This is a genomic window from Amycolatopsis sp. VS8301801F10, assembly GCF_046195355.1.
Taxonomy (GTDB): Bacteria; Actinomycetota; Actinomycetes; order Mycobacteriales; family Pseudonocardiaceae; genus Amycolatopsis.
In genome coordinates this window covers 6,458,257-6,471,080 of record NZ_CP176065.1, presented here as the reverse complement: position 1 = coordinate 6,471,080, position 12,824 = coordinate 6,458,257, and the positions used below count along the sequence as shown (strand labels likewise).

Annotated in this window: 12 protein-coding genes; 10 read left to right on the top strand and 2 right to left on the bottom strand. The window is 68.9% G+C overall.

Going from position 1 to position 12,824, the window contains the following annotated elements:
• Positions 1-3: 3 nt before the first annotated feature.
• The 8 genes from F9C11_RS30400 to F9C11_RS30365 all read left to right on the top strand — a co-directional run bounded on the left by F9C11_RS30400 (position 4) and on the right by F9C11_RS30365 (position 6,605).
• Positions 4-1,725, top strand: a complete 1,722-nt coding sequence (locus F9C11_RS30400) for an AMP-binding protein (protein WP_409180780.1) — start codon at positions 4-6, stop codon at positions 1,723-1,725.
• Positions 1,722-2,591 (top strand): ferritin-like domain-containing protein, encoded by an 870-nt coding sequence (locus F9C11_RS30395; protein WP_409180779.1) that lies wholly within the window; start codon positions 1,722-1,724, stop codon positions 2,589-2,591. Before F9C11_RS30400 ends, F9C11_RS30395 begins: the two co-directional genes overlap by 4 nt.
• Positions 2,588-3,118, top strand: coding sequence for a PaaI family thioesterase (locus F9C11_RS30390; protein ID WP_409180778.1), 531 nt, complete (start codon positions 2,588-2,590; stop codon positions 3,116-3,118). Before F9C11_RS30395 ends, F9C11_RS30390 begins: the two co-directional genes overlap by 4 nt.
• Complete coding sequence (locus F9C11_RS30385; RefSeq protein WP_409180777.1) at positions 3,115-3,390, top strand: acyl carrier protein; 276 nt, start codon at positions 3,115-3,117, stop codon at positions 3,388-3,390. The genes F9C11_RS30390 and F9C11_RS30385 overlap by 4 nt, the downstream gene beginning before the upstream one ends.
• Positions 3,387-4,256 carry an SAM-dependent methyltransferase gene (locus F9C11_RS30380; RefSeq protein WP_409180776.1) on the top strand — a complete coding sequence of 290 codons (870 nt, stop codon included), beginning with the start codon at positions 3,387-3,389 and terminating at the stop codon, positions 4,254-4,256. The genes F9C11_RS30385 and F9C11_RS30380 overlap by 4 nt, the downstream gene beginning before the upstream one ends.
• Positions 4,253-5,110, top strand: a complete 858-nt coding sequence (locus F9C11_RS30375) for an acyl-ACP desaturase (protein WP_409180775.1) — start codon at positions 4,253-4,255, stop codon at positions 5,108-5,110. Before F9C11_RS30380 ends, F9C11_RS30375 begins: the two co-directional genes overlap by 4 nt.
• 34 nt (positions 5,111-5,144) lie before the next feature.
• Positions 5,145-6,344 carry a cytochrome P450 gene (locus tag F9C11_RS30370; protein ID WP_409180774.1) on the top strand — a complete coding sequence of 400 codons (1,200 nt, stop codon included), beginning with the start codon at positions 5,145-5,147 and terminating at the stop codon, positions 6,342-6,344.
• 72 nt (positions 6,345-6,416) lie between these two features.
• Positions 6,417-6,605 carry a hypothetical protein gene (locus F9C11_RS30365; protein WP_409180773.1) on the top strand — a complete coding sequence of 63 codons (189 nt, stop codon included), beginning with the start codon at positions 6,417-6,419 and terminating at the stop codon, positions 6,603-6,605.
• A gap of 701 nt (positions 6,606-7,306) precedes the next feature.
• Here F9C11_RS30365 and F9C11_RS30360 read toward each other — a convergent pair.
• Together F9C11_RS30360 and F9C11_RS30355 are read right to left on the bottom strand one after the other, a co-directional pair.
• The gene (locus tag F9C11_RS30360; protein ID WP_409180772.1) at positions 7,307-8,704 is read right to left on the bottom strand and encodes a PKD domain-containing protein; all 1,398 of its coding nucleotides are present in this window, start codon (positions 8,702-8,704) and stop codon (positions 7,307-7,309) included.
• A gap of 193 nt (positions 8,705-8,897) precedes the next feature.
• Positions 8,898-10,244, bottom strand: coding sequence for an MFS transporter (locus tag F9C11_RS30355; RefSeq protein ID WP_409180771.1), 1,347 nt, complete (start codon positions 10,242-10,244; stop codon positions 8,898-8,900).
• 177 nt (positions 10,245-10,421) lie between these two features.
• Between F9C11_RS30355 and F9C11_RS30350 the strand changes: the two genes are divergently transcribed.
• Together F9C11_RS30350 and F9C11_RS30345 are read left to right on the top strand one after the other, a co-directional pair.
• Positions 10,422-11,564 (top strand): CaiB/BaiF CoA transferase family protein, encoded by a 1,143-nt coding sequence (locus F9C11_RS30350; RefSeq protein WP_409180770.1) that lies wholly within the window; start codon positions 10,422-10,424, stop codon positions 11,562-11,564.
• 96 nt (positions 11,565-11,660) lie between these two features.
• Positions 11,661-12,812: an acyl-CoA dehydrogenase family protein gene (locus tag F9C11_RS30345; protein WP_409180769.1), complete on the top strand. Its 1,152-nt coding sequence runs from the start codon at positions 11,661-11,663 to the stop codon at positions 12,810-12,812.
• Positions 12,813-12,824: the final 12 nt, after the last annotated feature.

Genomic DNA, 12,824 nt, shown 5'->3' with positions numbered 1-12,824 from the left:
CCCATGCGAACCGCCCGGCTGGCCGGGCACACCCTTGGCGAAAGCCTTGCCCTGCTGGCGAAATCGACCCCGGAGGCGCACGCCAGGTTCCCCACCGCGGGCGACGGGATCACCGCCGCCGAACTGGATCTCGCCGCCACCGCCGCCGCGCACGAGTTCCTCCGCGCCGGGGTGCGCCCCGGCGACGTGGTCGGCGTGCTGGTGCCGACCGCCGCCCGCTTCTTCACCACGATCTTCGGCCTCTGGCGAGCCGGGGCCGCGGTGAGCGTGCTGCCGGTGCAGGCCGGATTCGCGGACGTGCCCAACACCGCGCGGCGGCTGGCCCGCATCGTGACCGCCGCGGGCATGCGCGACCTCGTGCTCGATCCCGGCTACGCCGAACTCGGCGAGGCGCTGCGGGAACTCGGCACCGGCGTGGCGCTGGCGCCGCCGCCGGACCCGCACGGCACCGGCGACGCGCGTTCGCTGCCGGCCGTCGAACCGGACTCGCTGGCCGTCGTGCAGTTCACCTCGGGCAGCACGAGCCTGCCCAAGGGCGTGATGCTGCCGCACGCCACGACCATGGCCGGGCTGCGGGCCTGCGTGGTCTCCGGCGCGTTCAGCCCCGACGACGTGTTCCTCCAGTGGGTGCCGACCTTCCACGACATGGGATTGATCGGGCTCCAGTCGCACTGGCTGAACGGCGCGGACGTGCACGTCTTCGCGCCGACCACCTTCCTGCGGCGCCCGGAAGCGGTGCTGGCGCACTTCGCCGAGCACCGCGGCACGGTGATGACCGGCCCCAACTTCTCCTACGACTACCTCGTCGACCGCGTCCCCGCCGAGCGGCTGGCGGCCATGGACCTCTCCAGCTGGCGGCTGGCCTTCAACGGCGCGGAACCGGTCAGCGCGGCGACCGTCCGCCGGTTCGCCGAAGCCTTCGCGCCCAGCGGCGTGGACCCGTCGGTGATGTACCCGGTGTACGGGATGGCCGAAGCCACCCTGTCGATCAGCTACCCCAGCGCGGGTTCCCTCCCGCGGATCCGCGCAGTGGACCGCCAGGCGCTCAGCGGCGCCGGCCTCGCGCGTCCGGTGCCCGAATCCGCGGCCGCGGCCAAGCCGGTGGTTTCGGTCGGCCGCGCGGTGCACGGCCTCGAGCTGCGGGTGATGCGCGACGACGGCGCCGTCGCCGCCGACGGCGAACTGGGCGAAATCCAGATCGCCGGCGAAGCGGTGACCACCGGCTATTTCCGGGACCCCGAAGCGACCGCCGCGGCGTTCGACTCCGGCTGGTTCCGCACCGGCGACCTCGGCTTCGCATTGGACGGCGAGCTGTACGTCACCGGGCGGCGCAAGGAGATGGTCGTGGTGCACGGCCAGAACTTCTTCCCCGACGACGTCGAGACTGTCGCCCGGACCGTGCCCGGGATCTACCGCGGCCGCTGCGTCGCCTTCGCCGACACCGACGGCGAAGGCGGCGAACGGATCGGCGTGATCGTCGAGACCGCCGAAGACGCCGCCGCGGTCAGCGAGGCGGTCCGCCGGCGGATCGCCGCCGAGGTGGACCTGCCGCGGGTGGCGGTCTACCCCGTCAAACCGCGCTGGATCCCGCGCACCACGAGCGGGAAATGGCAGCGGGTCCTGGCCGCGCGGCTCCTCGCCGAGGGCGCCGGGGGAGCCGCGGGCGCCAAGGACCGGGCCGAAGTTTCCGAGACCGCACCCGACGCGCAAGGAGAACGAGTGTGAACGCCAGGACGACTTCGCGGGCCGGCGTGCCCCTGCTCGCCGACGAGCAGATGCACAGCGCCCGCATCTTCGCCGAATACCAGCACGCCACCTGGGAAATGCACCACATCCCGTGGCAGGAGTTCGATCCGCGGGCGGTGCGGCCCGAGCACGTGGTCTTCGCCAAGGGCGCGATCATCGGCGAGTCCAATGTGGTCGCCGCGACGCACGGGCTGCTCAACGAGTTCGGCGCGGACTACGACTTCTCGCAGTTCGCCTGCATCTGGGGCTACCAGGAAATCCAGCACCACCTCGCGTTCCAGACCTGGCTGCAGCTGGCGGGCCACCGCATCGAGCACCGCACCATCGCGTCGATGCGCGAGGCGTACCCGCCGGGCGTCACCCGGGCGGCGACCTTGGCCACCAATGTGATCTGCGAGGTGCTTGCCACCCACGCCTACAAGTGCGTGGCGCGCAGCATGGAAGAACCGGTGCTGGCGGAGATCCTGCGCAAGGCGAGCGGCGACGAAGCCCGGCACGCGCGGGAATTCGTGTACTACACGGCGCAGCAGCTGGCCGAGCGGCCCGAAGAACTCGCTTCGGTGGTCGAGACCCTCTACATCTACATGGGCACGACCCGCGACCTGTACCGCCACCCGGTGAGCCGCTTCAAGGGCAACCTGCCCGAGCTCGAGGGCCACGAGACCATCGACGAGATGTTCGCCTACTTCGCCGAGGTCGACGAGGACGGCGCGGAGTGGGCGAAGTGCTGCGAGCAGCTGTTCAAGTACTTCTCCGCGATCACCGGGTACAAGCTGACGAAGATGGCCGACGTCCGGCGCGCGATCGCCGAGGAGTCGATCAAGGCCGAGGCGGCCGCGGTATGACCGTCGCGTCGTCTCCGCCGGGGGAGGAGATCGACTTCCCCTGGCACGCCGAACCGTCGTTCAACTGCTTCGGCTGCGGGCCGGGCAACCCGGTCGGCCTCAAACTGCGGATGCGGAAGCTGCCGAACGGCGAATTCGGTGCGGTGACGGTGTTTTCGCCCGACTACGCGTCCTATCCGGGGATCGTGCACGGCGGCATCGTGCACGTGCTGCTGGACGAGGTCATGGGCGACACCCTCGCGCTGGTGCACGGCATGCTCGCGTTCTCGGTGAGCCTGAGCAGCCGGATGCTGCTGCCGCTGCGCGTCGGCGTGCCGTACACGACGGCCGCGCGGATCGCCGGACAGGGCAACGGCGTGCTGCACACCGAAGCCGAGATCACCGGACCGGACGGCGAGGCGCACGTGATGGCGCGCGGCACCTTCCAGCCGATCCGCTCCGAACAGGCGAAGGACCTGATGGACCTGGACGAGGCCGCCTTCGGCCGCGTCAGCCACTATTTCGACCACGGAACAGGAGAATCATGAACGCCGACACGATCACCCGCGAGGAGATCGCGGCCGCGACCGCCGAGACCCTCGCCGGGGAGCTGAAGATCCCGGCCTCCGACATCGCCGCCGGCGACGTCCTGCGGGACCTGCCCGGCGCGGACTCGATGAAGATGCTGCGCGTGGTGTCCAAACTGGAACGCCGGTGGGACGTCGAGTTCGAGGACGAGCAGATCTTCGCGGTCAAGACCGTCGACGAACTGGTCGAGCTGGTGCGGAAGGGCATCGGGGCCGAACTGGCGGGGTCATGACCGCGCTGACCCCGCAGCAGGCGCGCGACGCGACGAACCGGCATTACGAGCTGCCGCCGGAGCTGTTCGCGCTCTATCTGGACCAGCGGCTGAAGTACAGCTCCGCGCTGTACGACGCCGAGCACACCGGCCTCGACGAAGCGCAGACGAACAAACTGCACTTCGTCGCGCGGCAACTCGGCCTTCGCGGCGGGGAGCGGCTGCTCGACATCGGCTGCGGCTGGGGAAGCCTGCTGCTGTTCATGGCACAGGAATACGACTGCCGCGTGACCGGCGTGACGCCGTCCGGGCCGCAAGCGGACTTCATCCGGGCGCGCGCGGAGGAAACGGGCGTCTCCGAACTGGTCACGCTGGTGCCCGGGGCGTTCACCGGCGCCGAGGTCTCCGGGCCGTTCGACGCGGTGACCATGCTGGGCTCGATCGTGCACATGCCCGACCGGACCGACGTGCTGCGCAAGGTTCGCGGGCTGCTGCGGCGGAACGGGTCGCTGTACGTGTCGGAAAGCTGTTTCCGCGACCACGAGACCTACCGCGAGTTCTCCCGGCGGCCCGGCACCGTGCACGTCACCGACAGCATTTTCGGCTTCGCCGACATGGTGCCCGCGTCGGTGCTGGTGGAGGCGATGGAGACCGCAGGATTCAGCCTAGCCGGGCTGACCGACCTGACCGCGCACTACCACCGCACGATCGAGCAGTGGGAGGAACGCGTGCACGCGCGGCGCGAGCGAGTCGAAGAGATCGCGCCCGGCATGAGCGAACCGCTGGTCCGGTATCTGCAGACGGCGAACGCGGGCTGGGGCTACACCACCAAGCACTACGCGTTCACCGCGGTCAAATCGCGCATGGGCCCGACGGAGGTGCGATGAACCCGGCCGCGGGGCCCGGCGCCCGTGCGGGACTGCCGCCGGAGGAGATGCGGCGGCTGGCCGGCGTCGCGGTCAGCCGCGCGGGCGCCCGGCAGTGGTCGGCCGACGACCTGGCGTGGGACGCGCTGCGCCCGGAGGAGCTGACCGAGACCGACAGCTCGGTGGTCCGGTTCATCACCTTCATCGAGGACCACATTCCCGGGTACCTGACGTATTTCCTCGAAGCGTTCCCGGTCTCCGGCGGCGACCAGGCGATCGAGGAGTTCTGTTTCAACCGGGAGTACTTCCGGTTCCTGATCTCCTGGGCCAACGACGAGGAACGGCACGCTTCGGTGCTGACCAGGTACCAGATCGAGGCGGGCATCAGCGATCCGGACACGCTGATGCGGGAGCTGGCGCAGGAAGGGCGGAAGAAGTTCGCGCTGCCCTACGAAACGCCGGTGCAGGCCTTCACCTACACGCTGGTGCAGGAGAAGGCGACGCAGCTGTTCTACCAGCGGTTCAAGGCGGTCGCCGCGGAGCCGGTGCTGCGCGATCTGCTGCACCGGCTGGCCCGGGACGAAGCCCGGCACTTCGCGTTCTACACCGAACTCGTCGGCGCCTACGTCGAGCGGCACGGACTCGGCGCGACGGTGGCGGATCTGAAGGACGTGCTGGCCACGTTCCGGATGCCGCTGGCCGACACGCTCAAGGGCTATTGGCGGTGGTCGATGAAGGTCGCCGACGCCACGTCGTACGACCACACCGAGGCCTACGACGCGCTGGTGCGGCTGGTCACCGGCTTCGCCGGCGAGAGCGGCCGGGCCTCCGCCGCGGACCTGACCGAGTTCGTGCACCGGATCCGCGCCATCTGACCAGTCTGACCAGTCTGACCAGGGACGAGACGAGATGAGCACACTGTTCGACCCCCGCGATCCCGCGATGCGCACCGATCCGTACCCGGTGTACCGGAAGCTGCGGGAAACCGATCCCGTGCACCGGTCGGACTTCGGGTTCTGGGTGCTCTCGCGCTACGCCGACGTGGATGCCGTGCTGTCCGCCTCCGGCGTGTCCAGCGAGTTCTACCGGAGCCGGAGCTGGACCGAACGGCGGGGCGGCCCGGACAGCCCGCTGGTGGCCAGCGTGCGAAGCTGGATGCTGATGCTGGACGGCCCCGCGCACCGGCGGATCCGCGCGGTGATCGGGAAAGTCTTCACCCGCGCCGCGGTGGACCGCCTCCGCCCGAGGGTGGCGGCGGAGACCGGCCGCCTCCTCGACGCCGTCGGCGAGGGGCCCGCGGACTTGATCGCCGACCTGGCCTTGCCGCTGCCGGTCACGGTCACCTGCGATCTGCTGGGCCTCCCGGCGGAGCACCGGGACCGGTTCCGCCGGTGGACCGAACAGATCAGCCGGGTGATCGACCCGGCGATCACCGCCGGGGACTCGGCGGAGATGAACCGGGCGGAGACGGAGTTCCGGGAGTACGTCGAGGAGGAGCTGGCCCGGCGCCGGGCCGAACCCCGGGAGGACATCCTGTCGCTGCTGGCCCATGCCGAAGTGGACGGCGCACGCCTGAGCGACCACGAGATCGTCGCGAACGTCCTGTTCCTGTTCGTGGCCGGGCACGAGACCACGGTGAACCTGATCGGAAACGGGTTGCTCGCGCTCTTGCGCCACCCGGACCAGCTGGAACTGCTGCGGTCGGATCCGGACTTGATCCCCGGCGCGATGGACGAGCTGACAAGGTACGACGCCCCGGTGCAGATCGTGTCGCGACTGCTGGACGAGCCGGTGCAGCTAGGCGAGGCGGTGTTGCCTGCGGGATCCAAGGCAATGCTGCTGTTCGGTGCGGCGTGCCGCGACCCGGAACGATACCCGGACCCGGACCGGCTGGATGTCACCCGGGGCGCGGTGAAAAATCTGGCGTTCAGCGGCGGCCCGCATTACTGCCTGGGCGCGGCACTGGGGAAAATGGAAGCGGCGACGGTGTTGCGGGAATTGCTGGGGCGGTATCGGGGGATCGGGATGGTGGACGAGGGGGAGTTGCGGTGGCGGGGGAATGTGAGTTTCCGGGGGTTGGAGAGTTTTCCGTTGATGCTTAAGCGGTAGGGGGTGTTCGGCGGGGGGTTCTTTTGAAGCGGCGCGCGACCTCTGGCTGCCCTCGCGTGCTCATTGGCCTGGATGCGCGGCCCCGTCCGGTCGATTCCGGAGAATCCGCGGTACGCGTTCTTCGAGCGGTGGGCGTGGCAGGAGATGCTGCTGGATCCGGACGACGCCGCGGCTGGGCCTCCGTCGAGAACTTCACTGCGGTGCAGCTGTCTCGCGCGGCGGGCGGCCTCGAAGCTCGGCGGAAGCAGTTACGAGGCCTGAAGGCCACGAAGCGGACGTACGTGTTTCGCGGGCCGGGATGCGGTGAACGGCTGGATTGGGGAGCTGTTCGCTCCGAGGACGTCCGGTCGTTGATGGCCCAGCCGGTTGTGGAGCAGGGCACGGGCGGAAATCCGGCCGTACCTGTCCACGTGGCCCAGCGTGTACGTCATGGACCCGTCGGGCGTGTCCGGCGGGACCGTTAGCGGGTCGCGGCGCAAAGAGGTGACGGTGTTGGGCAGGGGAAGCGCGTGGACGATCTGTTCTGCTGTCGACGTTTGACGGGACACGAGATCCTCCGCTGCCGCGTTCAGGGGTGTGTCGAGGCACGCGGTTTCGCGGGCGAACTGATGCGACGGAGGAGGTCTTCGGGGCCGCTCACACACGGCTTAATGCTGTGCCTGCGGCGGTCTGATCAGAGCGCTCGGCGGCAGTGTTGTCGCGGCGTTGGCAGGCCCGGCGCGGCGTTGAAGGAGGCGTGGATCGGGCGTGGTTGTGGACGGCGACCCTGAGGGACAGCCGTTCCGAACGGATCCACTATGGACTGTCGCTGATCTGGCTCGCCTCGGAAGGTCAGGGACATGGTCGCCGATCGTGATGCTGATCAGTCGAGGCGACTGGGGCTCGGGTGACTCCATGGAGTCGACAGCGGGTGGGGCCGAAACCGGCATAGTCTCGGCCCCGTTTCCGCAATCTTCTGATCGCTACGTCGTGATCGTCGTACGTGCCTGCGCGCGCGCTCCGCCGCCGCACGTGACCGTGGTGCCCTCGTAAATCAGGTTGGTCGAACAACCTTCGTCATCGGTGACAGTCACCGTAACCGTCCAGGTTCCAGGCTTGGCGTACGTGTGCGAGACGTCGGGCGTGGTAGTCACCAGCCGCTGGCCGTCGCCGAAATCCCAGGCGTACTGGGCTACTGTGCCGTCCGGGTCCGAGGAACCCGCTGCGGTGAAACCGCGGGTTTTGCCGGAGTCGGGTCCGGATTCGGTGAGTGCGGCCAGGGGGCCTTGGTTCGGGGTGAGGAACGCGTTCGAGCCGTCGTGCCAGACCAGGCCGGTGTCGGCGGGCGGGAGGCCGCTGGGGACTGGCTGCCCGTTTGGCTGCAGCACGTAGCTGTACACCCGACTGTGCAACGTCGGGTTGTCCACCGCGATCGCCTGGATGACGAACAGGTACTTGCCGTCCGCGCTGAGTGTGACCCGGCCCGGCATGACCGGCATCTGGTACGGCGAGCCGGGCAGTGGCGTCAGCTGGCCGGCGGTGCCGATGCTCCAGCCGGTTACCGTGTTGGCGGTGGTGTTGGGCACGTAGAGCCGGCGTGAGTCTGGCGTGATGACGGCACCGTGCGTGGTTCCGCCGCTGGGGTACGGCGATCCGGGGACCGACGTCAGCGAGCCGTCCCGGCCGACGGCGTAGGCCGAGAGGTCACCGCTGCCTTCGTTGCTGACATAGAGGTATTTCCCGTCCGGCGTGAACGCGGGGATGACTGGCTTGTTGCCTGCCGCCACTGGTGCGCCGATCTGGGTCAGCGTCGCGTCGGGGGAGATCGCGAAGGACGTCACGGTGTTCGCGAGGTAGTTCGTGACGATGAGGTGGCTGGCGTCCGGCGAGATCGCGACCTGGCTGATCGCGCTGTCGATCGGTGCGTCGGCCGCGGCCGTTCGGCTGAGTGTTCCGGACGGGGAGATCGCATACGAGCGCACTGATCCGGCTCCGGTCGTCCCGCCTCCGAGCGTCACGAACAGGCGTGCTCCGTCCGGGGTGATGGCGGCTCCGACGACAGGCAGTCCCACCAGGACGGTGCCGCCGTCGAACGGGCTCAGCGTGCCGTTCGAGCCGATGCGGTAGCCGATGATGGTGCCTGACCCGCTGTCGACGGAGTAGACCTTCCGCGCATCTGGCGTGATCGCCATGCCCAGTGAACCGGGGCCTCCGGCGAACGGGGAACCGGGGACGGTGGTCATCGCGCTGTCCCGGGTCACGCTGACCGAGCTGATGCCGGGCGAAGCGAATCCGCCGACCAGGAGGTAATGGTGCAGCGGAAGCGGGGTGTCCGCGCTCGACGGTGCGGACGACATCGCCAGCATCAGTGCCGAGGTCACCGCGATGCATCCGGCGGTCCGCCGGTTCCTTCTCCGTCCAGTCCGGCCGGACCGGACGGAGAAGGTGTGTTCAGGGCCTGCCTGCTGACCGTTGCCCGTCACCATCGCTCGTTTCCTTCCGCCAGACGAGAATTGCCCGCAACGGCAAATCTAGGGCGGTCGAGGGCGCCTGACTGTCCAGCTTCTCGGACAGTCAGACGGTCTGTGCAGCGGAGCCGGACTGGGCCGGTGTCGTTTTCGTGCTCAACCGGGGGAGTTCCCGCAGCAGCAACCCGGCCACAACGGAAATCAGCGCGGCACCGCCGTTGTAGATCGCGACAGTCGTCCAGCTTCCGCTCGACTTGAACAGCGCGGCCGAGATCAGCGGGGCGAACGAGCCGCCGATGACCGCGCCGAGACCGTAGGACACGGCCAGCCCGCTGTAGCGGATCGACGGCGGGAAAGACAGCGCGAAGAATGTCGGCTCCGCGGCGGAGTTCGCGCTGACCGCCATGAACAGCAGCACGAAACCGGCCACCATCGGCAGGTAGCTGCCGCTGCCGAGCAGCGGGTAGAACGCGAACGGCAGCAGCACCAGGGCGATCGCCGACACGACGAACACCTGCTTGCGTCCGAACCGGTCCGCCAGCAAACCGAACAGCGGTGTGGTGACCATGTACATCGCGGTCACGATCAGCAGCATCGAGAGCAGCGTGCTCTTCGGCTCGTGCAGCACCGAGGTGCCGTAGGTCAGAGAATACACCGTCACCACATAGAAATTCACGTGCGTGCCGAGGCAGCACAGCATCACCAGGAGCATCGGACGCCAGCCGCGCTTGATCGCGTCCGCCAGCGGGACCCGTTTCACCGCCCGGGCGTTTTCCACGCGGACGAACTCGGGGCTTTCGTCGAGCTTGACCCGGATGTACAGGCCGACCAGGACCAGCACCGCGCTCAGCAGGAACGGGACGCGCCAGCCCCAGGTGAGGAAGGCGTCGCCGGGCAGTTCGTTCAACACCAGGAAGAGCAGGTTCGCCAGGAGCAGGCCCCAGCCGGCGCCCGAGTTGACGAACGCGCCGGCCAGGCCGCGGCGTTTGTCGGCCGAGCTTTCCACGCTCATCACGAAACCGCCGGCCTGTTCGCCGCCGAGGGCGAGGCCTTGGATCAACCGGCAGAGGACGAGCAGGATCGGCGCGGCGATGCCGATCGTGCGGTAGGTCGGCAGCAGGCCGATCGCGAAGGTGCCCACGCCCATCAGCATCATGGTCAGGAACAGGACGCGTTTGCGGCCGACGCGGTCGCCGAGGTTGCCGAAGACCGCCGCGCCGATCGGGCGCATCACGAAGGCGATCGCGAAGGTGGACAGCGACAACAGGACGCCGGCCGCGGGGTCGACCTGCGGGAAGAACAGCTTGCCGAAGACCAACGAGGCGGCGACCCCGTAGACGAGGAAGTCGTAGTACTCGACGGTCGTGCCGACCATGCTCGCCACGACGGCGCGGCGGCCTGACCTGGCGCGGGCGGCGGGTTCCGGTGCGGACGGGGATTTCGGCGTCGTCATTGAACGCCCCTCTCCGAATGGGGTGCGGCGGACCGGGGAAGGTGATCGAGATAAAGCCCCGAGCGGGGTCGCCGTAGCGTAAGCAGGCCGTTCGGGGTAATCAATTCGGAGTTCCCGAAGTGCTGCTTCGGGTTTGCGAAATAGGTTTCCGCCCCGCGCGCGCGTAGCGTCGCGAGGATGGAAGACACGCATTCCGGACCGCTCGCCGGGGTACGGATCGTCGAACTGGGCGGGGTCGGCCCGACGCCGTTCGCCTGCATGCTGCTGGCCGACCTCGGGGCCGAGGTGCTGCGGATCGAGCGCCCGCCCGGCTACGACGGCGGCGCGCCGATCGAACCGCGCTTCGAGCTGATGAACCGCGGACGCCGCGGCGTACCGCTGGACCTCAAGACTCCGGCCGCGGTCGCTGCCGTGCTGCGGATGGTCGAACAGGCCGACGCGCTGGTCGAGGGGTTCCGTCCCGGCGTCGCGGAGAAGCTGGGACTCGGGCCGGACGACTGCTTGGCCGCGAACCCGGCGCTGGTGTACGGCCGGATGACTGGCTGGGGCCAGGACGGGCCGCTGGCCAAAGCGGCGGGCCACGACGTCAACTACGTGTCGCTGACCGGTGTCGTGCACTCGATCGGCGAGGCGGGAGGCCCGCCGGTGATCCCGCTGAACCTCGTGGGCGACTTCGGCGGCGGCTCGCTCTACCTCGCCCTCGGCGTGGTGTCCGCGCTGCTGGAGAGCCGCACGTCCGGCAAGGGGCAGGTGGTGGACGCGGCGATGGTCGACGGTTCGGCGTCGCTGATGACCGCGTTCTACGGCTTCCGCGCGGCGGGCTACTGGACCGACGAACGCGGCACGAACCGGCTCGATTCCGGCGCGCCCTGGTACCAGGTCTACGAGACCGCCGACGGCGGCTGGATCAGCCTCGCCGCGAACGAGACCCGGTTCTGGCGCAACACCCTCCGGATGCTCGGGTTCACCGAGGACGAACTGCCTGGTCAGCACGACCGGGAGCACTGGCCGGAGATGAAGAAGCGCTTCGCCGAGGTGTTCCGGACGAAGACCCGCGACGAATGGTGCGCGCTCGCCGAAGGGCAGGACGTCTGCCTCGCGCCGGTGCTGTCGATGGCCGAGGCTCCGCAGCATCCGCACCTGCGGGCGCGCGGCACGTTCGTCGAGGTCGACGGCGTCGTGCAGCCCGCTCCGGCGCCGCGGTTCAGCCGCACGCCGGGAGCGATCCAGCGCCCGCCGGCCGCGCCGGGGGAGCACGCGGACGAGGTGCTCGCCGACTGGGGGTTCTCCGCCGCCGAAGCGGCGGCTCTGCTGGGCTGAGTTCGGAAACCCCGAATCCGGCCTTCGGGAATCGTCAATTGGCTTTGCGGTCCGGCCGCATTAACCTGATGGAAACCGCGATGGGAGTACGAGAAAATGTGCGCGAATTTCCTCAATGAATCGCAGGCGGAATGGCTGAAGACCGTCAACGACTTCATGGACAACGAAATCACCGTCGAGTACGTGCGCAAGTGCGATTTCGAACGGCTGTACCCGTACGAGGCGTATGCCAAGATCGCGAAGCAGGGCTGGCTCGGCATCCTGATCCCGGAATCCGAGGGCGGCTCCGGCGGGGACATCTTCGACTACTCCCTGATGGCCGAGGGGCTCGGCAAGTTCGGCTTCGACTTCGCCTGTTCGGTGCTGGTGCCGACGTTCACCGCGATGAACATCATCAAGTACGGCACCGCGGAGCAGAAGGCGCGCTACGTCAAGCCGTTCATCGACGGCGAGATCCGGTTCTCCGTGTCGATCTCCGAGCCGGACGCCGGTTCGGACGCGGCCAACACCAAGACCCACGCGCGCCAGGACGAGAACGGCGACTGGATCGTCAGCGGCTCGAAGCTGTGGTGCAGCGGCGCGGCGGCGAAGGACACCGTCATCGCGATGCTGGTCCGCACCGACAAGAACGACAAGCACAACGGCCTGTCCGTGCTGCTGATCCCGAATGACACCCCGGGCCTGGACATCCGCAAGCTGCCGACGCTGTCCCGGCACGCCACCGGCACGACCGAGATCTTCCTCGACGAGGTCCGGGTGCCCGCGGACGCGCTGCTCGGCGAGGTCGGCCAGGGCTGGAAGATCATCACCGAACACCTCGAGCTGGAACGCTGCGCGGTCGCCGCGGCCTACGTCGGCAACGCGCAGGAGGCGGTGCACAACGCCAACCGGTACGCCCACCAGCGCACCCAGTTCGGCAAGCCGATCCGTGATTTCCAGGTGCTCAAGCACATGCTGGCGGAGAACCAGACGCGCGTCGACGCCGCCCGGCTGCTTTGTTACCGCGCCGCGCAGATGAAGGCGGACAACCTGCCGGCCGCCCGCGAGACGTCGATGGCCAAGCTGTACGGCTCGGAAACCCTCAAGCAGTGCGCGCTCGACGGCATGCAGATCCTGGGCGGCTACGCGAACCTGCCCGAGGGCGACATGGAGCGCTACCTGCGCGAAAGCATCCAGTCGACGATCGGCGGCGGCACCTCGCAGATCCAGCGCACGATCATCGCCAAGTCGATGCGCCTGCCCGCCTGACCCGCTCGTTTT

Coding starts and splice junctions, on each gene's coding strand:
- F9C11_RS30400 (WP_409180780.1), top strand. CDS start 4: ATGCGAACCGCCCGGCTGGCCGGGCACACCCTTGGCGAAAGCCTTGCC.
- F9C11_RS30390 (WP_409180778.1), top strand. CDS start 2,588: ATGACCGTCGCGTCGTCTCCGCCGGGGGAGGAGATCGACTTCCCCTGG.
- F9C11_RS30385 (WP_409180777.1), top strand. CDS start 3,115: ATGAACGCCGACACGATCACCCGCGAGGAGATCGCGGCCGCGACCGCC.
- F9C11_RS30380 (WP_409180776.1), top strand. CDS start 3,387: ATGACCGCGCTGACCCCGCAGCAGGCGCGCGACGCGACGAACCGGCAT.
- F9C11_RS30375 (WP_409180775.1), top strand. CDS start 4,253: ATGAACCCGGCCGCGGGGCCCGGCGCCCGTGCGGGACTGCCGCCGGAG.
- F9C11_RS30370 (WP_409180774.1), top strand. CDS start 5,145: ATGAGCACACTGTTCGACCCCCGCGATCCCGCGATGCGCACCGATCCG.
- F9C11_RS30365 (WP_409180773.1), top strand. CDS start 6,417: ATGCGCGGCCCCGTCCGGTCGATTCCGGAGAATCCGCGGTACGCGTTC.
- F9C11_RS30355 (WP_409180771.1), bottom strand. CDS start 10,244: ATGACGACGCCGAAATCCCCGTCCGCACCGGAACCCGCCGCCCGCGCC.
- F9C11_RS30350 (WP_409180770.1), top strand. CDS start 10,422: ATGGAAGACACGCATTCCGGACCGCTCGCCGGGGTACGGATCGTCGAA.
- F9C11_RS30345 (WP_409180769.1), top strand. CDS start 11,661: ATGTGCGCGAATTTCCTCAATGAATCGCAGGCGGAATGGCTGAAGACC.